Origin of the sequence: Synechococcus sp. W60.1 (genome assembly GCF_047461575.1) — a bacterium.
Classification (GTDB): domain Bacteria; phylum Cyanobacteriota; class Cyanobacteriia; order Thermostichales; family Thermostichaceae; genus Thermostichus.
The window spans coordinates 266,288-292,023 of the sequence record NZ_JANSHL010000003.1 but is presented as its reverse complement, the minus strand read 5'-3'; the positions used below and the strand labels follow the sequence as shown (position 1 = coordinate 292,023).

Genomic DNA, 25,736 nt, shown 5'->3' with positions numbered 1-25,736 from the left:
CTAGAATGGAGGGCTGTCGAGAAAAGAAGTGTCTTCCCAATGTCGAAACGTAACATGCAGGTTGTGCTGCGCCAGGCGATCCCAGGGCTGGGCAAGCCCGGAGAGATTGTCAACGTCAAGCCCGGCTATGCTCGCAACTACCTCTTCCCGCGGCAGATGGCGGTGCGGGTTACCCCTGGCATATTGAAAGAGCAGCAGATGCGTCTGGAGCAGGAAGCGGCTCGTAAACTGGCAGAAAAACAACGGGCGGAAAACTACAAGACCGCTCTGGAGACCATTGGTCGCTTCGTCATCCGTAAGAAAGTGGGAGAACACGACCTCCTATTTGGGCAGGTGACCACCAGCGATATTGCTGAGGTGGTGCTGGCTACCAGCGGTCTAGATATCGACCGCCGCAACATTCTCCTCAACGAGGAGATCAAGAAAACCGGGGTTTATCCCGTGCAGGTAAAGTTACACCCCGAAGTTACCGCTACGCTGCGCATTCAGGTTACTCCCGAATGAGGACTCACCTTCGAGGATCCCTGAGTTCCCGTGAGGGATCCCGGGGTGAGTAGGGTTTTTGCCTTAGGCAACAAGCGGGTATGCTCAGCCTAGAGCTTGACCCGCCTGACGATTGGAGCTGACTGGCTGAGAGGCCAGTTACCCTGGGGCTGGGTTGATTTTCCTGTCCTGGCTTGTGTTGATCAACGATTACGACTTAACGGGTGGGGATCGGCTTCCTCCCCAGAACATAGAAGCTGAGGAGGAGATCCTGGGGGGCATTCTCCTCGATCCGGATGCGTTGGTGCGGGTCGCGGAGTTTCTGCGTCCAGAGATGTTTTACATCTCTGCCCACCAAGAGATTTACCGGGCTGCCCTCCAACTGCACAGCCAAGGCCAACCCACCGACTTGATGACTGTGTCTGCCTGGTTGGCAGATCATCACCTTCTGGAGCGGGTGGGGGGAACGGGGGCGATTCGTCGCCTGCTAGAGCAAACCGTCAGCAGCGTCAACATCGACCAGTATGCCCGCCTGGTGATGGATAAATACATGCGCCGCCAGTTGATCCAGGTGAGCAATACCTTGGCTCGTTTGGCCTACGATACCAGCCAGCCCCTGTCTCAGGTGATGGATCAAGCCGAGCAGGAGGTGTTTCGACTCACCCAAGAGCGGGTGCAGCGTAGCCTCATCCCGGCCTCTGAGGTTTTGGTCAATATCTTCTCGGATTTGGAAGAGAAGTTCCAAAGCGGGGCACAGCTTCCGGGGATCCCGACCAAATTCATCGACCTGGATAACCTGACTCAGGGCTTGCAGCGATCCGACTTGTTGATCCTGGCCGGTCGGCCTTCGATGGGGAAAACCAGCCTGGCCCTCAACATTGCCCAAAATGTGGCTGCCTATGCCAAGCAGCCGGTCGCTATCTTTAGCCTGGAAATGTCGAGGGAGCAACTGGTGCAGCGGCTTTTGGCCAGCGAAGCCCGCATCGACAGCAGCCGTCTGCGCTCTGGGCGCATCAGCGAACACGAGTGGCAGCGCCTGGGCCAAGCCATTGGTTTTTTGTCGCAACTGCCCCTGTTCATCGACGATACCCCTGACTGTACTGTTACAGAAATTCGCTCCAAAGCGCGGCGTTTGCAGGCGGAACAGGGGGGAACGTTGGGGATGGTGTTGATCGACTACCTACAACTGATGCAGGGATCCGCTGCTGACAACCGGGTGCAGGAGCTGTCGCGCATTACCCGTGGTCTCAAGGCCATGGCCAAAGAGCTGATGGTGCCGGTGCTGGTGCTTTCTCAACTCAGTCGGGCTGTTGAGTCTCGCTCCGACAAACGTCCACAGCTGGCGGATCTGCGGGAATCGGGCTGTCTGGCCGGGGATACGCAGGTGATGGATGCGGATCGCGGCAAGATCTGGCGGCTGGATCAACTGGCGACCCTGCCGGCTGCGGCGGAACTGCCCCGTCTGCTCAGCTTGAACGGGCGCGGGCGCTTGGTGCCCCAACAGCCTGTGAAGGTGTTTTGCAGTGGTCGGCAGCCTACCTGTGTTCTGAAGACCCGTCTCAATTTCTCCATTCAAGCCACCGGCAATCACCCCTTTTTCACCCAACAGGGCTGGAAAACCCTGGATGAGCTGCAATTGGAAGAAGAGGTGGCGGTGGTGGTGCAGGAGGGGCTGATCTGGGATCCGGTGGTGTTCATCAGCGAGCCGGGGGAGCCTCAGCCGGTTTACGACATCGAAATGCCCCGCCACCACAACTTCGTGGCCAACGGTCTGCTGGTTCACAACAGCATCGAGCAGGATGCCGATCTGGTGATGATGATCTATCGCCCGGAATACTACGATCCCAACACCAGCGATCGCGGCATTGCCGAGGTCATCATCGCCAAACATCGCAACGGCCCCACCGGTACCGTGCGCCTGCTGTTTGAAAGTCAGTACACCCAGTTTCGCAACCTGGCGGATCCCAACCGCTGAGCAACCGATGCCGAAGAGGGATCCGGAGCTGCTGCCTTGGGAACAACCCCGCAAGGTGTTAGCTTAGGATCGCTGCGGGCCAAAGCGTTGCTCTTGAGCCGGCTACCCTCTCTCCTAATGCTCAAAACGATATGTTTAAAAACGTGTTAATTGCCACCGACTGCCGAGATGGCCTGCAGCGTTTTGGCAAGTGTCTAGAAGATCTGCACAGCAATGGCATCGAGCGCGTCACCTTCGTGCGCAGTCTGGATTGGCAGGATGACGACATCGGCATTCCCGAAGACATTACCCCCGAAATCCAGGCAGAGCAGGCCCAGTTGCAGAAGCTGCTGAACCCGATCCCGGCGGGGTTGGAAGTCAAGGCTCTGGTGCAGGTGGGCAGGCCAGCCGATCTAATCCTAAAAGGCATCCAAACCTATGGCTCCGATCTGCTGATTACAGGCATGGGTACCCACAACCTGCTCGCCGAAAAATTGTTCGGCAGCACCACCATGGCGCTGTTGCCGAAGCTGAAAATCCCCCTACTGGTGATGCGCCCCCAGCTGCTGGCTACCTTTACCCTGGAAGAATTGCGCTTGCGCAGCCGCCACCTGTTTCGCTGCCTCTTGGTGCCCTTTGACTTTGAGCAGCCGCGTCAGCAGTTGCTGAACCATCTCGGCCACCTGCTGCCCGGTACTTCCCAGTGCCAGACGCTTACCCTGCTCTACGTGGTGGATCCCAGCGCCCGCCGCAACCAAGGAACTCCGGTGGAGGTGCTCCAACGCAAAGCCGAAGCCGACCTGGCGCAGGTAATTGAACCGCTGAGCGAGCAGGTGAAACCCGTACAGTTGCGCACCCTGGTGCGGGTGGGATCCCCTCTCAAAGAGATCCTAGCTACTGCTGCCGATGAAGACATGACGGCCATCGCCACTGCCTCCTCCCACGTGGGCAGCTTCTGGGAGTGGTCGGTTCGCAGCCTAACCGGCGAGATTTTGCGGCAAAGTTGGCATCCGGTGTTGTTTTTCCCGCGCGGGTCTTTGGCCCAGTAGATCCAGGCAAGATCCAAGCCGAGTGTTGCAGATTAACTCATCCTCCATGACCCCCCCCTCTACGACAGCGCTGCAGGATCTGTTTCGGGCGGTGGCCCAAGGGAAGCTCACCCCAGAGCAAGCTCTGCAGGCCTATCGCTTTCTGCCCTTCGAGCCGGTGGGAGATTTCGCCCATGTGGATCACCACCGTCCCTTGCGCACGGGCTTTCCCGAAGCCGTGTGGGGGCCGGGCAAAACCCCAGATCAGATCGCCCAGATCCTGGAGCAACTCCACCAGCGGGGATCCCTGGCCTTGGCCACCCGCATCGAAGCCCAGGTGTATGCCGAGATCCGCAGCCGCTTGCCCCAGGCCCAGTATTCCGAGTTGGCCCGCTTGTGTTGGATCCCGTCCCAGCAGGTGGTCAGCCATCCTGGACAGGTCAGCGTGATCTCCGCCGGCACTGCCGACTTACCGGTGGCAGAAGAAGCCGCCCTCACGCTGGAGCTTTCTGGGTTTCAGGTGAAGCGCCTCTGGGATGTGGGGGTGGCCGGGCTCCATCGGCTGCTGCACAACTGGGCGGCCCTGCAAGCGGACGTGCTGATCGTGGTGGCGGGCATGGAGGGGGCCTTGGCCAGCTTGGTGGCGGGTCTGGCGGATTGTCCGGTGATCGCTGTGCCCACCAGCATTGGCTACGGGGCCAGCTTCCAGGGCTTGGCTGCCCTGCTCACTATGCTCAACTCCTGCGCGGCGGGGGTGGGAGTGCTGAACATCGATAACGGTTTCGGGGCGGCCATTCTAGCAGGCCAGATCCTGCGCTGTGGACAACGGCTGGCAGCTCGATTGAGTTCATGCGGCCCCACTGGAGATCCAACAGGGAATCGACAGATTTCGGAAGGTTAAGAACTGTAAATGGATCCTGAGCCAAACAGGCTATACTCAGGCCATAGTTTAGGCTTGGGCTTTCTCTTTCCCATCCTTCGGGAGTTTGAGGGTGTTGCCTCTGGTCACCTAACTGGGTTCATGCCTTTTTCTGGGGTACCTTTATCCGAAGATGGGGAGGGTTCCTACGCTGGTTAACTGCTGTGTTGGACTGACTGGGGCGGACAAAACGCGCGAATATGCTAATTGATGCCACACTTGTCAAAAATGCCATAGAGGCGATGGGGGCGACCTTGACCCTGGCACAAGGGATGACTCAGTCCTTCACCTGGGCAGATATTTTCTTGGTAGTGGCTTTGGTGTTTTTGGAGGCCGCCCTCTCTGCGGACAACGCCGTTGCCCTGGCGGCTCTGGTGAAGCACCTGCCTACCCCTCAGCAACAGAATCGGGCCTTGCGCTGGGGCATCATTGGCGCTTACGGCTTTCGCATCGCCATTGTCTTTGCAGCGGTTTGGTTGGTGGAGTATCCGCCCGCCCAATTCTTGGGGGCCTGTTATCTGCTCTGGCTAGCCTGGCAGCACTTTCGGGGCGAGGAAGAAGGCCAAGAACAGGACATCACCCGCCACGCCAATTTTTGGCAGACCCTGGTGATGGTGGAACTGACGGATCTGGTGTTTTCTTTCGACAGCATCGCTGCTTCGGTGGGTGTCTCCCGCAAGGCTTGGGTAATCATCCTCGGCGGCATTCTCGGCATTACCCTGATGCGCTACATGGCTTCTCTGTTTTTGCGTTGGTTGGATGAGTTCTCTCACCTGGAAGATGCCGCTTTTGCCATCATTGCCCTGGTGGGGAGCACCATGTTGTTGGAGGTGTTTTTCCCCCAAATCGAGATCCCGGAGTGGGGGATGGTGGTGGCTGTGATCCCCCTATTTGTCTGGGGTTTCTCGCGGCGCGTGAAACTCAATTCGGAGCAGGATGAACAGCCGGAGCTGGCTGACGGAGAGAAGAGGGAAGAGAAAAGAGCAGGGGTTACAGACGAGATGGAGATCGTCCCCTCCGGTTGGGTGGCTGCCCTTGAGGAAGACCTCGCCCCTGAGCTGCAGAGCAGAGAGAATGGAGAGGAGAGGTACGGCTTGGGCCTATCGCCAGGGATCCCTGATCTGCCTTGATAGGGCTGTGGGCTGCTTCATTGCCTTGGCCCCTGCCGACTCCTAAACTAGCAGTGAAGCCGACTCAAGGAGGGAAGCATCCTGAGCCCCCAGTTTTGCTTGAAATCATTGGTCAAGTGCTTCAGAAGCAGCATAGACAGCCCAAAGGAGCAGAAGGCCGCGGAAAATAGGCTCCAGCCTTTGGCGAGGGCGGAGGTTCTGAGCATGCCAGCAGTGCAGAGCACTGCCCCCTTGGTGGAGCTGCGCCAAGTTTCCAAGCGCTTCGGCTCGACGGTGGTGCTTGACCACGTGGATCTGAAGGTGTACCGGGGTGAGGCCCTGGGTCTGGTGGGGCCTTCGGGCACCGGGAAGTCGACGCTGCTACGCATCATTGCCGGCCTAACGGAGCCAGACGCCGGAGAAGTGCTCTGGTGCGGGATCCCGCTCCCGGAGATTCAAGCCCATCATGCAACTCCCCCTTTGCGAGTAGGGATGGTGTTTCAGCAGGCCGCCCTCTTCGACTCCCTGACGGTGGAAGAAAACGTGGGGTTTTTGCTCTACGAGCACTCGCAGTTGCCCCGCTCCCGTATTCAGGAATTGGTGGCCGCCAAGCTGGAGGCGGTGGGACTGGCGGGCAAAGAGCACAACCTGCCAGAAGAACTCTCGGGGGGGATGCGCAAACGGGCCAGCTTCGCCCGCGCCATTATGGAGGATCCTTCTCTGCCCCAGGATGAGCCCCAATTGCTGCTGTACGACGAGCCCACTGCGGGCTTGGATCCCATTGCCTCCACGGTAATTGAAGATCTCATCCGGGAGCTGCAGCAGGTGAAAAAAGCCTGTGAGAGCTACATTGTGGTGACCCACCAACACAGCACCATTTACCGCGCCACCGACCGCATTGTGTTGTTGGCCCAGGGGCGGGTGCAGTGGGAGGGATCCGTGCAGCAGATTGAAACGTGCGATAACCCCTTTGTGCGGCAGTTTTTCAGCGGTAGCGTAGAAGGGCCAATTCAAGTGGCGGGGCAGGTGTGATGCGTTCGCGAGCAGTGCGAGAAGGGGCAGTGGGCCTGTTGATCCTGGCGGGGGCGCTGGGCTTTGCCGGCCTGTTTTTGTGGATCTACAACCTGCGCTTTGGCAGTCGCGGCTTTCAATTTACCGTCACCTATACCAACGTGGTCGGCCTGACAGAGGGATCCAGCGTGCGGCTGCGGGGGGTAACCATAGGTCGAGTGGAGCGGATTGTGCCTCAACCCAGCCAAGTAGAAGTACAGGTGACCATTGATCAGCCCCTAGTCATCCCCCGCGATTCCCTGTTTCTTACCAAACAGACGGGGTTGGTGGGGGAAACGGTGATGGACATCCTGCCCCAGGGGAGGGGTCAGGCGGCAACGGGATCCCCTCTGGCAGCGGATTGCGACAGCAGTCAAATCATCTGCAATGGAGATGTGGTGGAGGGAACCCCTGGAGTGGATTTTGGCCAGCTATTGATTAGGCTGGATCGATTGCTCACACGGGTCAACGAGGACGAGCTCTTCGATACCCTTAACACCACTCTGGAGGGGATCACCCGCGTCGCCAATAGCGTAGCCAGTCTTTCAGAAACCGTAGAAGAGCGAGTAGCTGCCCTGCGCACCGAAGATCTGGACTTGTCGCAATTCACGACCGCTGCCACAGCCATCCAAGACGCGGCTGGGGCTGTGAGGGGAACTGCCCGCAGTTTTCAAGCGGCTGCCGATCAATTCACCGCCCTGGTGGATCAAAACCGCACTTCCCTTAACGCCGTCCTGGAGAACATTCAGCAGGTGAGCGCCGATCTACAGGCCATGTCGAGCGCGGTGCGCCCGCTGGTTACCGATCCACAACTCCAGGCCGATGTGCGCCAGATCCTGGCCGAGGTGCGAGCGGCTGCGGAGAACGTGGCCCAAGCTACCGAAGATCTGCAGCAGATTGCCGCCAGCCTCAACGATCCGGGCACTTTAGCTACTCTGCGCCAAACCCTCGATTCCGCCCGCATCACCTTTCAGAATATGCAAAAAATTACCGCCGACATCGACGAGCTGACCGGGGATCCCCAGTTTCGCCGCGGCATTCGAGAGTTGGTGTTGGGGCTGAGCAACTTGGTCTCCAGCGTCCCTGGGGAAGATGGGATCCAGCCCGCGGTGGCCGAAGGTTATCAGTTCCATTTTGCGCCCGTCTCTTTTGCCCAGGGGATTGTCTCTGGATCCCAAGGATGGCAGCCGCAGACTTCCCCATAAGTTGGCTGCCTTTCCCCTCTCTCTAGCGGGAGTCTGGGATCCCTGAGATGACCCGCTGAGGTAACAACGGCGGCCAAAGCCGTTGAAGGGATCCCGAAGCTGGGGTAGGCTTTGCGGATAAGGTGTTGCCTGTATTGCTACGCAACGCTGATGCGACTGAGGTTGAGGTGTGAGGAATGTGTGGCATTGTCGGCTACGTGGGTTTTCAGTGGGCTGCCCCCATCCTGTTGGAGGGCCTGCGCACCTTGGAGTATCGGGGCTATGATTCTGCCGGCATCGCCACGGTGGATCCCGAAGAGGGATTGAGGATTGTTCGCGCTACCGGCAAGCTGCACAACCTGCTGGTGAAGCTGACGGCCAACATGCCCACGGCCAAGGTAGGGATCGGACATACCCGCTGGGCCACCCACGGCGGCGTGACCGAAGAAAATGCTCACCCCCAGTGCGACGAGCGCGGGCGCATTGTGGTGATCCAAAACGGCATTGTGGAAAACTACCTGGAGCTAAAGGAGCGCCTCTTGGAGCGGGGGATCCCATTTCGCTCCCAAACCGATACGGAAGTGATCGCCCAACTGCTGGGTCTCTACACCGAAGAGCTGGGCTCCTTTGAGGCGGCCTTTGGCCAGGTCATGGGGCAACTGCGGGGAGGAAACGCCGTAGTGGCTCTGGATCGGGAGGCGCCGGATCGGCTGATCGCAGCCCGTTTGGGCAATGCCGGAGCCGTGGTGGTGGGAGAGGGAGAAGGAGAAAACTTCGTCGCCTCCGATCTGCCTGCCATTGTCCGCCATACCCGCAAGGTGGTGTTCTTAGAAGATGGGGAAATGGCGGTTCTCACGGAGTCTCAAGTGCGCTACCTGCGCATTACCGGCGAGGAGCTGCCCAAATCCAGCATCACCGTGGCCTGGGATCCCGTCTCAGCCGCCAAGGGAGGCTACAAGCACTTCATGCAAAAGGAGATCTTTGAGCAGCCCCGCACCACCACCGATACGCTACGGGGGCGGGTGGATCTGGAACAGGGCCGGGTGACACTGGAGGGGCTAACGCTTTCTGAAGCACAACTGGCCCACATTGAGCACATCCACGCCGTAGCCTGTGGTACTGCCTGGCACGCCTGCTGGGTGCTCAAGTACTTCATCGAGAGCTTGGCCCGTACCCCCGTGGAGGTGGACTATGCCTCTGAGTTTCGCTACCGCCAGCCGGTGTTGCGCCCCAACCACCTGTTGCTGGCTCTAACCCAGTCGGGAGAAACCGTCGATACGCTGGCAGCCATGAGCGAGGCCCGCACCCAAGGGATCCCGACTCTGGCGATTGTCAACGCCATCGGATCCCAGGCCAGCCGTCTGGCGGATGCTGGAGTCCTCTACATCCATGCCGGGCCGGAGATTGCCGTGGCTTCCACCAAAGTGTTTACCGGCATGTTGGTGGCAGGGTACTTGCTGGCCTTGCAACTGGCCCAGGCCAAAGGGATCCTCAGCCCGGCCCAGATCCAAGCCCACCTGCAAGCCTTGATTGAGCTGCCGGGCAAGATCAGCCTGCTGCTGAAGGACGCCGCCCTCTACGACCAACTGGCGGAGCAGTACCATCATGTTGCCAACATGCTCTACCTGGGCCGCTGGGTTAACGCCCCGATTGCCTTGGAAGGAGCCTTGAAGATGAAAGAGGTGAGCTATATCCACGCCGAAGGCTACCCGGCAGGGGAGATGAAGCATGGCCCTATCGCCCTCATCGACGAGCGGGTGCCGGTGGTGTGCATTGCCACCCGGGATCCCGTCTACGAAAAAATGCTCTCCAACATCGAACAGGTGCGGGCGCGGGGGGGACGGGTGATCGCCCTCATCAACCCCGAAGACACCCAGGTGCGGGAGAAAGCCGACCACATCATCGAGGTGCCCAGCACGACACCCCTGTTGTCGGCGGTTCTGAACGTGATCCCCCTGCAGTTGTTCGCCTACGCCATGGCTTTGCGCCGCGGAGCCGATGTGGATCAGCCGCGCAACTTGGCTAAGTCGGTAACAGTGGAGTAACGGCTGTCGCTCTTGCCACCGCCAGCCCCTGGTTTTTGCAAAATCGGGCAGATCACCTCTTTTTCATCAGCAGCCGCAGGGGGGATCTGCCAATCGGAGAGGAGACCTTGAATTTGGCTTTTCAGCGCTTGCAGATCGGCAATTCGCTGTTCAATCTCCTGCAGCTTGCCTTGCAGATGCTGGCGAATTTCTGGACAAGGCTGCTCCCCTCGGTCGTGGACATCCAGGATTTGGCGGATTTCTTCTAAGCTCAGGCCCAGGCTCTGGCAGCGGCGGATAAAGGCCAGACGAACCAAAACCGAAGGGTCGAACAGCCGATAGCTGGACTCCGCCCGTTCCACCGTTGGCTTCAGCAGGCCTATCGATTCGTAGTAGCGCACCGTGCGTACAGGCAAGCCGGCTGCTAGAGCCACCTGGCCGATCTTCAGGCTAGCAGACAAGTCTCGGACAGCAGCAGGATTCGACATGTCCCCAACTGGATCCCTGTAGATTTCTTCAGCGTGACATACTCCCACACTCATGCTGACGCAAAGCGCTCCGCGCCGCCAAAGCGAGAGAGTGCGGGCTTCAAGGACTCCGTCCCGCTGACGCGAACAGTGACTCCGGTTAGCGCTCCGCGCCGCTAGCGCGAAAAGGACGTTTCCTGCGCTTGAGGACTACGTCCCGCTGACGCGAAAAGAACGGGATGCCCCACCGCCCTGTGCTTGATGTTGATGGCCGCATGGTGGTCGCGCTCTAGTTCTAGCCCACAATGGGAACAAGAATGCCACCTGTCTTGAACCGCCTTCGGTACTCTTTGACCGCACCGAGAGCAGTTTTGACTGCTGCCGTTGGGATTCACTGCAATCGCCCTCAGCCCAGCTCTTTCAGCCTTGACTGCCAGAATTCGCAGAAATTGTCCCCAACCAGCATCATAGGCAGATTTTGCTAGCTTCGTCCTCGCAATACCTTTGATATTCAGGGCTTCGTACCCAATATGTTTGCCCTTGCTTACCAGCCAGTTCGCTGTTTTGTCATGAAAATCTTTGCGCTGAGATAGTGGTTAGTGGATAGTCACTATTCACTATCCACTGGTCACTATCCACTAGTCACTAGCCATAGGCGGTTTGACCCCTTCTTCTCGCGAGACAAGGCTCGCTGCAACCTCTTGAGCCTGAGCTCTGCCTTGCGATAGTACTGGGGAACTGGAACAGACTCCCCCGCATCGGTCACCAAAAAGGAGTTCAGTCCCACGTCGATCCCCATCGTGTTCTCCAGTGTTGCAGGCTCAGGAGTAAACTCAGGGACGGACGAATCTTGCAGGCTCAAGGTCACATACCACCCGTCTGCCTTGCGGCTGATGGTAGCGGTCTTAATCACAAAGCCCTCAGGCAAAGGACGGTGCTGAATTATCCGAACAGCACCGATTTTGGGCAGATGGATAAACTGCCCGCAAATGCAGTCCTGTTGCATCGGGGGGAAACTGAAGGAGCGATACCGCCCAACTCCCTTGAATCTGGGTTTCCCTGCCCGCTTGCCGTTACAGTCGCCCTTCAGCCAGCGGTCGAATGCTTTGTGCACTCGCTCTATGCAGTTTTGCAGGACTTGCGAATGGACTGCTCTGTACTCCGGAAACAGGGCTTTCGTGCTCACCAAGTCCCGTTTTTGGGAGTAGAAACCGGGACTGTCTTTCAGCTCAGGCAAGTGACAGATTAAGGGACAAGCATTGATATCACAGCTATTGTGTTCCCACCACGCAAAGTGCTCTGCCAAGCGGTAGTTGTACTGCTTCCGTAACAAGTCTAGCCACTCGCTCATCAAAGCAATCTGGCTGGGCGTAGGTCGCAAACGGTACTGGTAAGCAGTTCTCATTGAGGCAAGGGTAATCTACTGGAATGAATCCTACCTTATTGCTTCATGCGGTGGGGTTACCGTCTCGGTTTTAGGCCAGTCCATTGAAAACCAAAGTGTCCCCGCCTCTCATCCCGACCTTCACCCTGGATAGTGGTGAGTGGATAGTGACTAGCCACTAGTCACTAACAGAGGGCAGGGCTTCCCGGCGGTCTAGCTAACGCTACGCATCGCCAACAGGAGCGATGAGCAGGGGAAACGCTACAAAAAACAAACCGTGAAAAATCCCCCGGCCTCAAGGGTGAGGAGAACGTCAAACTGCCCAAAATTCCCCTGCAATTTGCAATGGCCACAAAAGGGGATCCCTAGAGCTTGCGGGAATAGAACTCAACCACCAAAAGCTCGTTGACCGGGGCGCAAATTTGCTCGCGGGGGGGCAATTCCTTGATGCGTCCGCGCAGCTTTTCTTTGTCAAACTCCAGGTAGTCCGGCAAAAACAACCCCGGATACTCCGCGTAGGCGGCCACCAGCTTGCGGGAAGATTCCTTATTTTTTACTGTAATCACATCCCCCACTTTGCAGCCATAGCTGGGAATGGTTACCTTTTGGCCGTTAACCTCTATGTGGCCGTGGCTCACGAGCTGCCGAGCTGCCGGAATGGTTGGAGCCATGCCCAGACGAAACACGATGCAATCCAACCGCATTTCCAGCATTTGCAGCAAGGCCAAACCGGTGGATCCCTTGGAGCGCCGTGCCTTGCGCATGTAGCGGATCATCTGCCGCTCGCTCAGCCCGTAGTTGAAGCGCACCTTCTGCTTTTCTTCTAAGCGAATGGCATATTCGGATTTTTTCTTGCGCTCGGCGCCATGCATACCGGGCGGGTTGGTATTTTTGGGGCGCTTGCGCGTCAAGCCGGGCAGATCAAGTCCCCCGAAGCGACGAATAATTTTTAGGCGGGGGCCTGTGTAGCGGGACATGCGGGCATTTCTCCGAAATCAGCAAACAAAGTCAGCAAGAGATGGTCAGCTGGGGAGCAAGAGGACGAGGCACCAAAAGAATCGGCGATCTACTATATTAAGCGTTTAGTTCCTGCTTTGGACAAGGGGTCAAGGCTGTCTTTTGGGATCCCGTCTCCACCGTTGTATTCACCCTGTCAGTCGTAGTGAACCCCCAGCTGGGTGCGGATGAAAGCGCGATCTTCGCTAAGCAAGCCGTTGAGGGTGCGCCGTTCCCCCAAGATGGGATCCGGATCCAGGCCGATGGCTTCCAAGTCGGCCAGCACCATCAGCTCCACCAACTGCGGGAAGCTCACCTTGGGCTCCCATCCTAGGACTCGCTTGGCTTTTGAAGCATCCCCCAACAGCAGATCCACCTCGGTTGGGCGGTAGTAGCGGGGATCGATCTCGATCAACACTTGGTCTTTGTACAACCCCTGTTCGGCTTGGCCGGAGCCTTTCCAGGTAATCGGCAGGCCCACCAGCGCGAAGGCCCGTTCCACAAACTCGCGCACAGTGTGGGTTTCCCCGGTAGCCAGCACATAGTCATCCGGCTGGGGTTGTTGGAGCATCATCCACATCCCCTCGACGTAGTCTTTGGCGTAGCCCCAGTCCCGCTTGGCATCCAGGTTGCCCAGGTAGAGCTTGTCCTGTTTGCCGGCCACAATGCGGCTGACGGCGCGGGTGATCTTGCGGGTTACAAAGGTTTCCCCTCGCCGTGGGCTTTCGTGGTTGAACAAGATACCGTTGCAGGCGAAGAGGTTGTAGGCTTCGCGGTAGTTGACCGTCTGCCAGTAGCCGTACACCTTGGCACAGGCATAGGGGCTGCGCGGGTAGAAGGGGGTGGTTTCCTTTTGCGGGATCTCTTGCACTAGGCCGAACATCTCCGAGGAGCCTGCCTGGTAAAACTTCACCCGGATCCCGGTGCGCTGCTGGTAGTCGCGGATGGCCTCTAGAAGACGCAGCGTGCCCATGGCCACTGCATCGACGGTGTATTCCGGCGCATCAAAGCTCACCCGCACGTGGGATTGGGCCCCCAGGTTGTACACTTCCGTCGGCTGCACCTGTTCCAAAATCCTGCGCAGGGTGGTGCCATCCGTGAGATCCCCGTAGTGGAGAAACAGCCTGGCCTGGGGGTTGTGGGCATCCACGTAGATGTGGTCGATGCGGTCGGTGTTGAAGGTGCTGGCGCGGCGGATGATGCCGTGAACTTCGTAGTTTTTCTTCAACAACAGCTCGGCCAGATAGGAGCCATCCTGTCCGGTGATGCCGGTAATTAGGGCACGTTGGGTCATAGAGCTGGGGGCAAAGACTAGGAAAACACCAAAAATCAAAATGGCCTGAGGCTCAAGTCCAATGGCAAAACTCAAACCTCAAAGCGGAGACCTTGAAGCTAGAACATTATAGTGCAGCGGGACTCCTTCTCCTCAGGCAGGGCCCGCCGAGGCACATTCCTGGCCAAGGGTGTGGTCTTTCAACCGTTGCAAAGCGGCAGTCAGGGCTGTGGGCCAGGGATCCGGCTGGCGCAGTTGTCGCACTCCCTGGGGCAGGCACAGCACAGAGGCGCGGCTGGTGCGGGCAATGGCTTCCAGATCCGGCAAGGGATCCAGCAGCAGCCCTTTTTCCATAACTTTGCGCAAGAGCGGTTCGTAGCCAGGAGGCGGGGGCTCGTCAGCATGGCCCAACAAGTCTCCTTCAGGGCCGCGAAAGATCTGCTTGCGACCGGGAAGGGTGGCTTTGGCAAAGGAAGCTTTGGCCACTGGGATCCCATTGATTTCCACCAATTTGTACACCCCGTTTACGCCTTCTCCAGTTACCAGGCGGGTGCCCACCCCATAACCGCTGATGGGGGCTTGGGAGCGATGCAGGCGCTCGATCTCGTATTCGTCCAAATCCCCACTGACGAACACCGGGGCGCCTTGAGGCAAAATTTGTTTCACCCGGCGAGAGAGATCTTCCAAATCTCCCGAGTCGATGCGCACCCCGCCGATTTCCCCCTGGGATCCCAGTTGATCTGGGCTTCTGGCCGCAAACAGATTGGCGGCTGTTCGCTCCCCTTGGATGGGATCTCGTAGGTATCGATTAGAAGCGCAGCTTGGGGAAAGTAGCGCCGAAAGGATTGAAAGGCGCGGGTTTCGTCTCCCGAGAGAGCAGCAATGGCCATCACTAGGGAATGGGCCATGGTTCCTGCCGGCTTGCGCCCCAATTTCAGGGCTGCCAAGACGTTGGAGGTGGCATTGAACCCTGCCGCCAGAGCCGCCCGGGCTGCCCACAGCCCCGCCTGGGGACCAAAAGCTCGCCGGGTGCCGAACTCCAACAAAATGGCCTCATCCCCTGCTGCATCTCGCATACGGGCCGCCTTGGTGGCGATCAGGGTCTGGTAGTTAAAGGTGGACAGCAAGTAAGTTTCCACCAGTTGGGCTTGCCAGAGGGGGGCTTCCACCCGCAACAGGGGCTGGTTGGCGAAAATGGCGGTTCCTTCCGGCACCGCCCACACATCCCCCTCAAACCGGCAGCGGGCCAGCAGCTCCCAAAAGCGCTCCGGCGCATCGGCGAAAATGCCCGTTTCCCGCAGTGCTCGCAAAGCCTCGGGGGCGAAGCTCAGTTGCTGCAGATAGTCCACTGCCTGAGTGAGCCCCATGGCGATTAGGTAGCCATAGTCGGTGGGCAGCCGCCGCACAAACAGCTCAAAGGCAGCGGGCTGAGACTCTAGCCCTTCCCCCACGTAGCAGGCGGCCATGGTGAACTGGTACAGGTCGGTTAGCAGGCCATAGTCTTGGGGCCGCAACGACGAGAAATCAGGGCTCAACATGAAAAACCTCGGGGCAGAAGCCAGTGGGGAACGGCGGGATCGAGCAGAGGGCTGTTGCGAAGGTTATAGTGAAACTTACCATAAGTAAGGCTGCTTGTAGGGATCCACCAGAAGCATCACAACCCCAAAAAACCCTAAAAATCGGCCTCGACAAGACACCAAACCCAAACTCAACCAGAAATACAGGCGGCCATCTGGACAAAATCTTGCCCCCAACTTATAGTGAAACCAACCATAAGTGTTACCCGTCCAACTCTATCGAGCGGGTGCAAGCCTGGTCAATCCAGCCCCCACCGGAAGAACGCCATGAATACCACTCTACAGGAGCTAACTGTTAAGGCTCCAGCGGGCCTTCCCCCCCACTTTGATCCGGAGCGGGTGGGAGAGATTTGGCGCGTGCCCTACCAACAGCGGGCAGCAGAAGCCGAGCTCTGGGCCAAGGAGCAAGGGATCCCGCCGGCAGAGGCGGATCGGGTGCGGGTGGGCTTGTTGCTCATTGATGTGCAGAACACCTTTTGCATTCCCGGCTTTGAGTTGTTTGTGGCCGGTTCCGGCGGATTGGGAGCGGTGGAAGACAATCGACGGCTTTGTCAGTTCATCTACCGCAATTTGGCCTGCCTCACCCAGATCATTGCCACTCTCGACACCCACACGGCCATGCAGATCTTCCACCCCGTCTTTTGGGTGGACGCGCAGGGAGCCCATCCTGAGCCGGCCACGGCCATTTCGGCAGCCGATATCCGCTGCGGACGCTGGCGGGTTAACCCCGCCATGGCTGCCAACCTCACCCAGGGGGATCTGACGCGGTTGCAGGTCTACGCTCTGCACTACGCCGAGCAGTTGGAGCAGGGGGGAAAATATCCCCTCATCGTCTGGCCCTACCACTCCATGCTGGGGGGGATTGGCCATGCCCTGGTGCCAGCGGTGGAGGAGGCGATTTTCTTTCACGGCATGGCTCGCTGCAGCCAGCCCAGCCTGCAGCTCAAGGGAGCCAATCCCTTGACGGAAAATTATTCCGTGCTTAGCCCGGAGGTCTTGACCGGGCCGGAAGGGGATCCCATCGACGAGAAAAATGAGCTCCTCATCCACCACCTGCTGCAGTTTGACGCCCTGATCGTGGCTGGCCAAGCCAAAAGCCACTGCGTGGCCTGGACGGTGAGCGACCTGCTGCAAGAGATCCAGGCCACGGATCCCAGCTTGGCCAAGAAAGTCTACCTTCTGGAGGACTGCACCTCGCCGGTGGTGATTCCCGGCGTTGTGGATTTCAGCGAACAGGCGGAGGCCGCCTTCGCCCGCTTTGCGGAAGCAGGAATGCACCGAGTGCGCTCCACGGATCCCATCTGGGAGTGGCCTGAGTTTCCCCGGGATCCCAGCTGACCTCCAACATCCGGTATGATGCAGCAGGATCCTCTGCTGGAGCAGCCCTGTGTACGGTCGCGGTAGCGGTGCGGAGCACTCTCGCGGTAGCGGTGCGGAGCACTTTTGGGATCCCCGCCCTGAGGCCAGTTCCACCGTCTCCAGCAGTCTGCGCCCCCCCAGCGGTGCCCGGGATCTCCTGCCGCGGGAAGTACAACGGCGGGAGAAGCTGGAGGCTCAGCTGACCCGGGTTTTCCGGCGCCATGGCTACCAGCGCATCATCACTCCCACCCTAGAGCGGCTGGAAACGCTGCTGGCGGGGGGATCCATCCGCGCTGAGTCGGTGCTGCAACTGCGGGATGGCGAAGGGACGATGCTGGGGCTGCGCCCCGAGTTCACTGCTTCCATTGTGCGGGCGGCAGCCACCCGTCTAGCCGGTGGGCCTTTGCCGTTGCGGCTCTACTACCACGGCAGCGTTTTTCGCAACAGCCGGCGGGAGGAGGGATCCTACAGTAGCCAGGAGTTTTTTCAGTCCGGAGTGGAGCTGATCGGGGCAGGGGGATGGCTGGCAGATGCCGAGATTCTGCTGCTGCTGGCCGATTGCATTCGCTCGATCGGCATCTCTTCTTGTGTAAACGGGACGGAGGCCGCCTGGACGCTGCTGCTGGGAGATGTCAGCCTCACCGAGAGTTTGCTCAGCGCCGTTGCCCCCACGGCTCAAGCGGCAGTGCGCCGTGCCATTGCCCAGCTCGACTACGTTTACCTGGAATCGGCCCCTCTGCCGGAAGCCGCCCGCCAGATTGGCTTGCAGATTCTGGGGCTACGGGGCCAGCCCGGCTCAGTTCTTTCTGACCTGGCTCAGTTGCCTGTGCCGCCTGAGCGGCTGCGGGATCTGCGGCAGCTCTGCCAGGTGCTGGAGGAACACGGGGTGCGGGTGGTGCTGGATCTGAGCTTGTTGCAAACCCTGGCCTACTACACCGGCATCGTTTTTCAGGCAGTGGCAGGCGGGGAGATCATTGCCTTGGGGGGACGCTACGACCGGCTGCATGCTCTCTACAGCCCTCAGCAGGTCGAACAGCCGGGGATCGGCTTTACCCTTCTGCCGGATACGCTGCTCCGGCTCTTGCCCCCCGACCCCAAAACCGAGGAGATGGGCTGCAAACGGTTGGTGGTGCCCCTGGTGCCGGCAGGGATCCCGGCGGCGCTGGCTTTGGCCGCCCGCTGGCGAGAAGAGTGCTATGCCTACGGCACCCTAACGGGAACCGCACCGCTGACGCGAATGGAGGCAGTGGAGCTGGAATTGCTGGATCGAGCTCCTGAAGAGATAGAAGTCTATGCTTGCCAATGTGGGATCCCAGAGATCGCCTGGGTACAGGCTGACGGCAGCTACCACATCACCCACCCAGACTGTTCGCGCTAGCGGGACGGAGTCCTTCGTTGGCCAGGTTGACTTCCCAACAGAGGCGTGGCTGCACCGATTGCAGCAGTTGTTGGCGAATGCGTTCCAATTGCTGGATGGCACCCCGTACCCCTGACGCGAGCGGCTGACGGGATCCCTGTGCCCAGAAATGCTGCTGCAAATAATCGATCAGCCACAGTTGGGTCGGCAGCTCCAAACCGGCCACCGCCCTGCCCAATTCCAACGCCTGCTGGAGAGAAGAGTGCCAGGGCCAACGTTTGAGTTCCTCAAGGAGCGACGGCGGGATCTGCTGCAGGTGCTGGTGGGCCAGCAAGGCCAAGCCGGGGCTGCCCTGGGCCAAGGCAATCAGCTCGGATCGAGGGATCCCTGCCAGATCTGGGCAACCCAACCCACTCAGCACCCGGTCGACCTCTTCTGGGCTGAGGCGGCGAAAAGGCACCATCTGGCAGCGGGACAACAGCGTCGGCAACAGCGAGGCCGCCTGGGGGGCGATGAGTATAATATGGGCTGGGCCTGGCTCCTCCAGGGTTTTCAACAAAGCATTGGCAGCGCTTTCCGCCAAGGTTTCGGCTCCCTCCAGCACCACCACCGCTCCCGATCGCGTAAGCGGGACGGAGTCCTTTAGCGGGGCGGAGCCCTTTCGCTGGGCTCGAATCGGCTTGCGGGCACAGAAGCGGGATACCCCCTGCACCTGCTCCAGGCGAATTTGGGGCGGCGAGCGCCGTTGCAAGGTTTGCGCCTCCGGGGAGTCTGCCGCAATTAGGCGGCCTTGGTGCAGGTAGGTGGGGCTGACCCAGTGGAGATTGGGATGGTTGCCCGCCAGCAGCCAACGGCAGTGGGAGCACTTGCCGCAAGGGATCCCGGAGCTGGATTCGCACAAGAGGGCCTGGGCAAACCAACGGGCCATCAGCTTCCGCCCCACCCCTTGGGGGCCCAAGAAGCAGTAGCTGGAAGTCACCCGCCCCTTCTCCAGGGCCGCCACAAGCAGTCGTGCCGCCATCTCCTGCCCGACAATGTGCTGTGGAGGCAAGACCTTCATCCGCTTGACGGTCTCGGCGCTCGGACGGAGTTCTGGCATATCTCAGCATCCGCTGGCAGAAGCTGGCAGGAAATGTTTGCGAAAATACTGCAGCGTCTCCGGTCGCAATAACCCCCGCTCCACCAAGGGATCCCCCCAGTGGGGCGAAGATTCATCCATCGGCGGCAAGGACTCCAGCACTTCAGCAGCCAACAAGTCGGCAGCCTTGAGGAACTCTCCCACCGTGCGGCACCCCGACAAACGGGCAGAATACCCCCCATCCGCAAAGAACTTGATCGTGGTTGCCTTCAGGCCGGTACACTCGCCAATGACCGCGGTCAGCTTGCCCCCCGACTGTTGCCAGCGGCTGAGGATGTCTTGGATCTGGGGCCGATCCAGCAAGCCCGCTGCCTGCAAGTTTTGGAACAGATGTCTGGCCCAGGGGGTGAGTTCCGCCAGCAAAGGATCCGTCGGCGTGTCCTCAGGATTGGCGGGAAGCTCCCCGGCATCGGTCGCAGGTTCCTCCAGTCTCCTCGTAAGGACTGTGTTTCGCTCACGCGAACGTGCTGGCTCATCTTTGGCGGTTGAACCAGAGAAGTTGGCTGCTCTCAACTGGGCTTGGGCTGCTTCGGCGATCAGCTTTTGCTGTTCGTAACTCACCTGCAGCAGACGGTTGCGATTCTGCTCAATCTTGAGGTTCTCCTGTAAAGTCTCCAAGCTCTGTCGGTAGGCCGCTAGCAGCTCTCGCGCATCTCGCAGTTCCACCGTCAAGTTGGCCTGCTGCTGTTGAAGGGCGCTGAGGCGGGATCCCATCGTTTTCAGTTGTTGTTGAGCTTGCTCCAAGGCTTCTTGGCGGGCTTGCAGGGATCCCTCCAGTTGGACAATGCGCTGGTCGGCCTCGGCCCGTTCTGCCCTGAGCTGGTGGATCAGGGCTTGGCTCTGCTGTAGTTGCTCCTCCAGTTGGGCAATGTGCGCTTCGTAGTCACGGTTGGCTGCCATCAGCTGTGCTATTTCCGCTTGCAGTTGTTGTAGCTGCGCCTGTAAGCTTTCCACCTGCTCTGGGGGAACATAGCCGGAAAGCCGCGCCATTTGGGCCTCGTGCTCTTGCTGTAGCTGGGCGTAGCGCTCTTGCCACATCTGCAAAGCGGCCCTCAGCTCCAAAATCTGTTGCTCTAAAGCGGCAACCTGCTCTGGCCAGAAGGAATCCAGATGTCGGGATGGGGCAGCTTCTGGCTCTGCAGCTTGCTGGGCAAGTTGGGCCTGCAACTGATCCCGCTCCGATCGGAGCTGCTGGATTTGATGAAGCGCTGCCTCCAATTGGGCGCGTAGGTCAGTCACAACGCTGCTGGGCACCAACTCCGACTGGCGTTTCTGCAGAATCTGGATTTGCTCTTGCAACTGCTCCAGTTCCGACTGATAGCAATCTCGCTGGGTTTGCAACTGCCGCTGCGCCCTTTGCTCAGCAGCGCGGGCAAGAGCCAGCTCCGTTTCTAGACGTTGCAGTTGTTCCCGCCAAACCCGCAAATCCTGCTGCAGCGTAGCCTGGTGCTGGAGCTCCGCCTGCTGGAGACGAATGGTGGCTTCCAGTTTTTGAATGCGCTGCTGATACTGGCTTTGAAAATCGGCAATCTGCTGGTTCATGTTGGCCAGGATCCGATCCCATTCCTGTTCCTGGAGCTCGATTTGTAGCCGCAAGGCTTCCACTTGCTTGCGGTAGTCAGCCAAGGTGGCCGGTTGAGGCTCATCGGCAAAGGGATCCGAGGCTGCTGCGGCTAATGTTCCAGGGATGGAATCTCCCCCAACTGCGGATTCGAGACTCGATGGCTGAATTGTTCCCTCGCAAGGGATCTTGGCCTCTTCGGGTACAGCCAAATCCTGGGCCAGAGCTTCTCGGCCAGGAGTTGCCGCTCTTTGGGGGGTAAGCTGAACCTCGGGTTTGGGATCCTTAGCCAAAAAAGGCTGCAGCGCCTCCCACGCATTGGGGGAAGCCATCCGCTGCAGTTGCACCTGGACATCCAAGGCGCGATCCAAAATGGCAGGCTGTACCCAGCCTTTCCAGGTGAGAATCTCCCCCAATTTCCGCCCATAGCGACGCTGTTGAGCCAGAGCAACCCGCAATTGCTCGAAATCCAAATGGCCCAGCGCCACCAAAATCTCTCCTAGAGAAAGGGACTGGCTGGGCAGGAAGCGGTAGAGAGCGGCTGGGGTGAGCCAGCCGCGCTCGAGACACACTTCTCCCAACTTGAGGTGGTTTTGCTGTTGCTCTCGCAGGGCCTGAGCCAACTGGGATTGGGAAATTAGCCCTGCCCGCAGCAGACGCTGTCCCAGCGGCAAGCTCGACTCAGCCTCACCGTCAGCAGCACCCCGCCCCTCCAGAAAGGGGAATGGGGTAGAGCCACTCTGGGAGGAAGAGGAGCGCGGAGGCATCAATAAAGTTCCCAGTTTAGGACTGTGTTGTTACTGTACTTTAGCTTATCGCCCCTCAGGATAAAGCACAAAGAGATGCCAACGCCACATTGACCAGAAAACTGGGTTACAAGCCCCGCCCTTTATGACGGCTTCTTGATACAGTAACTGCGAACTCCGCCAGCTTGTTCGCCTGCGGCGGCACTGAGTGCTTCGTGGTGCAGTACCTCTTACTAGAGGGACATTAGAGGGACAAAGTATCTGGGAGTCTCTTCCCAGTAATTAGGGCGGCGGCATCCCTCTTCGTGCATAGGGATGGAGCAGTACAGGCTGTTAAGGAATCAAGGGGCACAGTAGCAACACCTAGCAAACCAACTTCGGAAGCAGAATGGATTGATGAGTAGTCAAGAGGTCTCTGCTATCTGCTCCATCCCATACTTCCCGGCTCTGGAAAACTGCCGGATAAAAGGCTTCAATACCGACCACATCCTCTCAATCGGATTCAACTCTGGTGCATACACAGGCAGGTCTATGATCCGCGCACCTGTTCCTTGAATCAAACCCTCCACTTCCGAACTCTAATCACCACCTTCCGCGCATCCAGTTCCGGACATGAGTCACTTTGCAAAAACTCCAGAAAATTGCTCTTCCGCATTCCACCCTTGATAACACAACAGCCTACTGCCTCTCTCCAGGAAATAGCTTCAATAATCTTATGCTTTTTCCCTTTGCATCTCTGACGGTAACTGTAAGCTCTTTGACTGCGTAAACTCCGAGATACCCCTCCGTTCCATTGCCTCTCACACCCTTGTCTGGTCTAGAATAGCTATATCTTCCACTGGTATATTCTTGACTTCTTAACTATAGGCTAATTGTTGCCTTTGCACCTCCTCTTCTCTGATTTTTACACTGCGGTAATTCTTTTTTAGCGTCATTCCTCGCTTTTTTAAAAAGTTGTCTATCGTAACAGCACTCACATCAGTATCCAGTTGCTCTCGTAGCAGTTCTTGATACCACCACGGATAATAGTTCGGGCGCCTTTCAATGACCGTCATAACTTCTTGCCGGTGTTGTTCCAGAATACCTACTCGCTTTGTGCCGACTTTCTTGGGGGATAAATCCTGAGTTTGTTGATACTGATGCACCCAGTGGTGCAGTGTTCTTTGGGTTACCATGAACTGTTCCGCTACCTGACGAGTGGAGGTCTTGCCTGCCTGATAAGCTGCCACAACTCTTTGGGATAAATCTAACAAATAGGTTGGTATATATCTCTCTTTTCTCTTGGATACTTGTATCCTAATTCATAGGCTGTAATCGGTGAAGTGCCAAAAATGATTCTGATTCTTGTTTCAGCATCGTTGCTGAGCAACCGCTAGGGTGTAGAGACGCGGATCTTCGACAAGAGGATCCCTAGGAAAAAACGAGAAAGAAGGAGAGAAAATCATGTCTGCCAGCACCCTTGTCCGTTGCGCCTGTGAACGCTGCAACTGCAGCTTCGAGAGCAGCCAAGGCTATCGCTACGAAGGTCAACTCTACTGCAGCGAAGCCTGTGCCACCCACAATCACGAGCACCCTTCCGCCTGCTGTGTGGCTTCTCACTGCTGCCAGTAGGGTTCAAGGTAGCCCATCATCCCCAGCCCTTTCCTCTGGGATCCATTTCCCCCCTGGGCCGTTTTTGATAGGCTCCTGAGAAGTTCTACTCTTGTCGGCCAAGGGGTCGGCCTAGCTTGCATGGATTACGGCTGGCGCGAAGATACTCCGCACCGCTGGGAGCTGCTGCCCACTCCCCCCCAGTTCAATCCGCAACTGAGCCGGGAATATGGCAAGTATGCGGCCAAGGTGATGGCTCTGCGGGGTCTGCACACCTGGGAGCAGGCGCGGGCCTTCGTGGATCCCGAACACTATTCCCCCACACCACCAGCATCCCTGCCGGATCTGGAGCGGGCGGTGGCGCGGCTGCTGCAGGCACGGGAAAGGGAAGAGACCCTGTGCATTTGGGGGGACTTTGACTGCGATGGTGTCACCAGTACCAGTCTCCTGCTCTCGGCGTTACAACCCTTGGGCTTCCGAGTCCAGTTCTCCATACCGCTGCGCAGCACCGAAGGGCACGGCCTCAACCCTCAACGGCTGCAGCAGGTGCTGGCCCAGGGCTGCCAAGTGATCCTGACGGTGGATTGCGGCATGGGCAATACCGCCGAAATTGCCATGGCCCAAGCCCAGGGGGTGGACGTGATCGTGACGGATCACCACATGCTGCCGGATCCCTTGCCCGCTGCCTATGCGGTGGTCAACCCCTTGCGATTGCCGGCTGAACATCCGCTGCGCTTCTTGCCGGGGGTGGGAGTGGCTTACAAGTTGGCGGAGGCACTCTACCAAGCCCTAGGGATCCCTGGTGTCGAGCAGCACCTGGATCTGGTGGCGGTGGGAATTGTGGCCGATGTGGCGGTGTTGCAGCGGGAGTGCCGCTACTTGGTGCAGCGGGGCCTGCCGGTGCTGGCCAGTACGCAGCGCCCGGGGTTGCGAGCTCTGCTGGCCCAGGTTAGCAACGGCCAGCTCCAGAGGTCGCCGACAGCCCAGGATATTGCTTTTCGCATCGCCCCCAAGTTGAACGTCATTGGCCGCTTGGAAGACGCCAGCTTAGCAGTGGAGCTGCTGACCACCTCCGATCCAGAGCGGGCCCAGGCGCTGGTGCAACGGTTTGTTGCCCTTGACGAAGAGCGCCGGCAGCTCACCCAGCAAGTGATCCAAGAGGCCAGCCAACAGGTAGAGAGCTTGGATCTGACCCGGGAAGGAGCCATTGTTCTGGCGGAAGCCGGCTGGAACCCAGGGGTTCTGGGGATCGCGGCGGCGCGCTTGGTGGAGCAGTACCGCTGCCCGACGGTGTTGATTGCCAAAGACGAAGCCACAGGGCTGGGCCATGGGTCGGGTCGTTCCCTGCCAGGGGTGAACCTGGTGGAGGCCATCGAGGCCGTGCGCCCCCTCTTGCGGCGGGGAGGCGGACACCCCATGGCCGCCGGGATCCAAGTGGATCTGGCTTGCCTGGCCGCTGTGCAACTGGCGTTGCAGCGGGAGCTGGCCGCGCGGGTTAGCCCGGATCAGCAGGCTCGCGCCTTGGCGGTGGAGATTATCCTCGACTGGGAGCTACTGGTCTCTCAGGATCGGGATGGGGTGGCAGAGCTGGATGAGGTGTATCGGCAATTGCAGCTTCTGCAGCCCTTTGGGCACGGCAATCCCAACCCCGTCGTTGCCTTGATGAACTTCCGTCCCAATAGCTCCAACCTGGGAGTCTCCCGCAATGGCCGCCACCTCAAGTTTGAACTCCAAGGCTCGCCGGGATCCCGTACTCTGTGGTTTTGGCAGGCCGGAGAAGAGCTGGAGCGTTGGCAAAAATGCCAAGCTTTGGACATCGCCCTCCAGTTGGAAGCGGATGACCGGGGCAAACAGCCTTGGCAGGGCAAGGTGCTGGCAGTGCGCCCTTCGGGAGAGTGGCAGGCACCCACCCTTTCTGCTCCCCCCATAGAGATCCAAGATTTTCGGCAGAAACCCCTGCCGGATTCGCTGAAAGGGGCCATCTGTTACGACGGGCAGGAGGCCGAGAACCTTGTTCCACCACCAAAAGGGGCAAAGCTGGTGCTGGCCCGCTGGCCCTGGCTACCGGCGGACTTGGCCCAACTGCTGCAACAGGCACAGCCCCGAACCCTGATCCTGGCCGCTTCTGCCTCCCCCTGGGAGCAGATCCCCGCCCGAGTCAACTGGCTGATGCAACAGTGGCAGGCAGGCCAACGGGATCCCGACGAGCTGGCTGCGGCAACCGGCTTTCCCCGGCAGTGGCTGGCGGAACTGGACAGTCCGGAGCAGATCCCCACGCTGCTGATGGGCCGCCTTCAGGAATCCCAAGCCTTTCACCGCTGGCTGGATGAGGCTAGCCCCACCCAGATTGCCCAACTGTGTCAGCGGCTAATGCAATCGGATCCCAGGCCAGCAGCTTATTCCCAAAAGTAGGGGCATCTCCCAAGCGCTCTGCGCCACCAACGCGACCCCAAAAAGTAGGTAAGACTTGGGATCCTGCCAAGAACTTCAAGATGCTCCGCACCGCTATCGCGATACTCTGGATTAAATAATTCAAC

Annotated in this window: 21 protein-coding genes and 1 pseudogene; 12 read left to right on the top strand and 10 right to left on the bottom strand. The window is 58.9% G+C overall.

Annotation, left to right across the window (positions count from 1 at the left end; translation table 11 throughout):
• The first annotated feature begins 39 nt into the window (after positions 1–39).
• The 8 genes from rplI (at position 40) to glmS (ending at position 9,772) form a co-directional block, all read left to right on the top strand.
• Positions 40–504, top strand: coding sequence for a 50S ribosomal protein L9 (gene rplI / locus NW805_RS05210; protein ID WP_414329820.1), 465 nt, complete (start codon positions 40–42; stop codon positions 502–504).
• Positions 505–682: 178 nt separating this feature from the next.
• Complete coding sequence (gene dnaB, locus NW805_RS05205) at positions 683–2,458, top strand: replicative DNA helicase (protein WP_414421906.1); 1,776 nt, start codon at positions 683–685, stop codon at positions 2,456–2,458.
• A gap of 131 nt (positions 2,459–2,589) precedes the next feature.
• Positions 2,590–3,486: a universal stress protein gene (locus NW805_RS05200; RefSeq protein ID WP_414421869.1), complete on the top strand. Its 897-nt coding sequence runs from the start codon at positions 2,590–2,592 to the stop codon at positions 3,484–3,486.
• A gap of 46 nt (positions 3,487–3,532) precedes the next feature.
• The gene (gene larB, locus NW805_RS05195; protein ID WP_414421868.1) at positions 3,533–4,366 is read left to right on the top strand and encodes a nickel pincer cofactor biosynthesis protein LarB; all 834 of its coding nucleotides are present in this window, start codon (positions 3,533–3,535) and stop codon (positions 4,364–4,366) included.
• A gap of 218 nt (positions 4,367–4,584) precedes the next feature.
• Positions 4,585–5,514 (top strand): TerC family protein, encoded by a 930-nt coding sequence (locus NW805_RS05190; protein ID WP_414421867.1) that lies wholly within the window; start codon positions 4,585–4,587, stop codon positions 5,512–5,514.
• A 204-nt stretch (positions 5,515–5,718) separates the two neighbouring features.
• Positions 5,719–6,525: an ABC transporter ATP-binding protein gene (locus tag NW805_RS05185; RefSeq protein WP_414355855.1), complete on the top strand. Its 807-nt coding sequence runs from the start codon at positions 5,719–5,721 to the stop codon at positions 6,523–6,525.
• On the top strand, positions 6,525–7,748 hold the full coding sequence (locus tag NW805_RS05180) for an MlaD family protein (RefSeq protein ID WP_414421866.1): 1,224 nt from the start codon (positions 6,525–6,527) through the stop codon (positions 7,746–7,748). The genes NW805_RS05185 and NW805_RS05180 overlap by 1 nt, the downstream gene beginning before the upstream one ends.
• Positions 7,749–7,924: 176 nt before the next feature.
• Complete coding sequence (gene glmS / locus NW805_RS05175; RefSeq protein WP_414421865.1) at positions 7,925–9,772, top strand: glutamine--fructose-6-phosphate transaminase (isomerizing); 1,848 nt, start codon at positions 7,925–7,927, stop codon at positions 9,770–9,772.
• Here the strand turns inward: glmS and NW805_RS05170 are convergent.
• The 7 genes from NW805_RS05170 to NW805_RS05140 all read right to left on the bottom strand — a co-directional run bounded on the left by NW805_RS05170 (position 9,733) and on the right by NW805_RS05140 (position 15,409).
• The gene (locus tag NW805_RS05170) at positions 9,733–10,239 is read right to left on the bottom strand and encodes a heavy metal-responsive transcriptional regulator (RefSeq protein ID WP_414421864.1); all 507 of its coding nucleotides are present in this window, start codon (positions 10,237–10,239) and stop codon (positions 9,733–9,735) included. The genes glmS and NW805_RS05170 overlap by 40 nt on opposite strands.
• 155 nt (positions 10,240–10,394) lie before the next feature.
• Positions 10,395–10,748: an RNA-guided endonuclease InsQ/TnpB family protein gene (locus NW805_RS05165; RefSeq protein WP_414421905.1), complete on the bottom strand. Its 354-nt coding sequence runs from the start codon at positions 10,746–10,748 to the stop codon at positions 10,395–10,397.
• A 101-nt stretch (positions 10,749–10,849) separates the two neighbouring features.
• Entirely contained in the window at positions 10,850–11,623 is a 774-nt protein-coding gene (locus NW805_RS05160; protein ID WP_414421863.1) for an RNA-guided endonuclease InsQ/TnpB family protein, read from the bottom strand.
• A 344-nt stretch (positions 11,624–11,967) separates the two neighbouring features.
• Positions 11,968–12,579, bottom strand: coding sequence for a 30S ribosomal protein S4 (gene rpsD / locus NW805_RS05155; protein WP_011432724.1), 612 nt, complete (start codon positions 12,577–12,579; stop codon positions 11,968–11,970).
• Between the two features lie 176 nt (positions 12,580–12,755).
• Positions 12,756–13,892 (bottom strand): GDP-mannose 4,6-dehydratase, encoded by a 1,137-nt coding sequence (gene gmd / locus NW805_RS05150; protein ID WP_414344822.1) that lies wholly within the window; start codon positions 13,890–13,892, stop codon positions 12,756–12,758.
• A 132-nt stretch (positions 13,893–14,024) separates the two neighbouring features.
• Positions 14,025–14,579 (bottom strand): hypothetical protein, encoded by a 555-nt coding sequence (locus NW805_RS05145; RefSeq protein ID WP_414421862.1) that lies wholly within the window; start codon positions 14,577–14,579, stop codon positions 14,025–14,027.
• A complete protein-coding gene (locus NW805_RS05140) occupies positions 14,534–15,409 on the bottom strand; it encodes a hypothetical protein (RefSeq protein ID WP_414421861.1) in 876 nt (291 codons plus the stop codon). The genes NW805_RS05145 and NW805_RS05140 overlap by 46 nt, the downstream gene beginning before the upstream one ends.
• A 306-nt stretch (positions 15,410–15,715) precedes the next feature.
• Here NW805_RS05140 and NW805_RS05135 point away from each other — a divergent pair, with 306 nt between their 5' ends.
• Together NW805_RS05135 and NW805_RS05130 are read left to right on the top strand one after the other, a co-directional pair.
• A complete protein-coding gene (locus NW805_RS05135) occupies positions 15,716–16,786 on the top strand; it encodes an isochorismatase (protein WP_414416919.1) in 1,071 nt (356 codons plus the stop codon).
• A 49-nt stretch (positions 16,787–16,835) separates the two neighbouring features.
• Complete coding sequence (locus NW805_RS05130) at positions 16,836–18,185, top strand: ATP phosphoribosyltransferase regulatory subunit (protein ID WP_414421860.1); 1,350 nt, start codon at positions 16,836–16,838, stop codon at positions 18,183–18,185.
• Here the strand turns inward: NW805_RS05130 and NW805_RS05125 are convergent.
• The 3 genes and pseudogenes from NW805_RS05125 to NW805_RS05115 all read right to left on the bottom strand — a co-directional run bounded on the left by NW805_RS05125 (position 18,160) and on the right by NW805_RS05115 (position 22,874).
• Positions 18,160–19,263: a DNA polymerase III subunit delta' gene (locus tag NW805_RS05125; protein ID WP_414421859.1), complete on the bottom strand. Its 1,104-nt coding sequence runs from the start codon at positions 19,261–19,263 to the stop codon at positions 18,160–18,162. The two genes, NW805_RS05130 and NW805_RS05125, sit on opposite strands and share 26 nt — an antisense overlap.
• A gap of 3 nt (positions 19,264–19,266) precedes the next feature.
• Positions 19,267–21,630 (bottom strand): hypothetical protein, encoded by a 2,364-nt coding sequence (locus NW805_RS05120; RefSeq protein WP_414421858.1) that lies wholly within the window; start codon positions 21,628–21,630, stop codon positions 19,267–19,269.
• 320 nt (positions 21,631–21,950) lie between these two features.
• Positions 21,951–22,874: pseudogene (locus tag NW805_RS05115) on the bottom strand (IS630 family transposase).
• 178 nt (positions 22,875–23,052) lie between these two features.
• Here NW805_RS05115 and NW805_RS05110 point away from each other — a divergent pair.
• Both NW805_RS05110 and recJ read left to right on the top strand, forming a co-directional pair.
• Positions 23,053–23,220 (top strand): hypothetical protein, encoded by a 168-nt coding sequence (locus NW805_RS05110; RefSeq protein ID WP_414421857.1) that lies wholly within the window; start codon positions 23,053–23,055, stop codon positions 23,218–23,220.
• 120 nt (positions 23,221–23,340) lie between these two features.
• A complete protein-coding gene (recJ, locus tag NW805_RS05105) occupies positions 23,341–25,611 on the top strand; it encodes a single-stranded-DNA-specific exonuclease RecJ (protein WP_414421856.1) in 2,271 nt (756 codons plus the stop codon).
• The last annotated feature ends 125 nt before the right edge of the window (positions 25,612–25,736 follow it).

Bases quoted from the DNA above. Each gene is read 5' to 3' on its own strand.
- NW805_RS05180 (WP_414421866.1), top strand. From the start codon at position 6,525: ATGCGTTCGCGAGCAGTGCGAGAAGGGGCAGTGGGCCTGTTGATCCTG.
- NW805_RS05110 (WP_414421857.1), top strand. From the start codon at position 23,053: ATGTCTGCCAGCACCCTTGTCCGTTGCGCCTGTGAACGCTGCAACTGC.
- NW805_RS05125 (WP_414421859.1), bottom strand. From the start codon at position 19,263: ATGCCAGAACTCCGTCCGAGCGCCGAGACCGTCAAGCGGATGAAGGTC.
- NW805_RS05120 (WP_414421858.1), bottom strand. From the start codon at position 21,630: ATGCCTCCGCGCTCCTCTTCCTCCCAGAGTGGCTCTACCCCATTCCCC.
- recJ (WP_414421856.1), top strand. From the start codon at position 23,341: ATGGATTACGGCTGGCGCGAAGATACTCCGCACCGCTGGGAGCTGCTG.
- NW805_RS05190 (WP_414421867.1), top strand. From the start codon at position 4,585: ATGCTAATTGATGCCACACTTGTCAAAAATGCCATAGAGGCGATGGGG.
- NW805_RS05135 (WP_414416919.1), top strand. From the start codon at position 15,716: ATGAATACCACTCTACAGGAGCTAACTGTTAAGGCTCCAGCGGGCCTT.
- NW805_RS05160 (WP_414421863.1), bottom strand. From the start codon at position 11,623: ATGAGAACTGCTTACCAGTACCGTTTGCGACCTACGCCCAGCCAGATT.
- NW805_RS05140 (WP_414421861.1), bottom strand. From the start codon at position 15,409: ATGTTGAGCCCTGATTTCTCGTCGTTGCGGCCCCAAGACTATGGCCTG.
- NW805_RS05170 (WP_414421864.1), bottom strand. From the start codon at position 10,239: ATGTCGAATCCTGCTGCTGTCCGAGACTTGTCTGCTAGCCTGAAGATC.
- NW805_RS05185 (WP_414355855.1), top strand. From the start codon at position 5,719: ATGCCAGCAGTGCAGAGCACTGCCCCCTTGGTGGAGCTGCGCCAAGTT.
- gmd (WP_414344822.1), bottom strand. From the start codon at position 13,892: ATGACCCAACGTGCCCTAATTACCGGCATCACCGGACAGGATGGCTCC.
- NW805_RS05200 (WP_414421869.1), top strand. From the start codon at position 2,590: ATGTTTAAAAACGTGTTAATTGCCACCGACTGCCGAGATGGCCTGCAG.
- rpsD (WP_011432724.1), bottom strand. From the start codon at position 12,579: ATGTCCCGCTACACAGGCCCCCGCCTAAAAATTATTCGTCGCTTCGGG.
- larB (WP_414421868.1), top strand. From the start codon at position 3,533: ATGACCCCCCCCTCTACGACAGCGCTGCAGGATCTGTTTCGGGCGGTG.
- glmS (WP_414421865.1), top strand. From the start codon at position 7,925: ATGTGTGGCATTGTCGGCTACGTGGGTTTTCAGTGGGCTGCCCCCATC.
- rplI (WP_414329820.1), top strand. From the start codon at position 40: ATGTCGAAACGTAACATGCAGGTTGTGCTGCGCCAGGCGATCCCAGGG.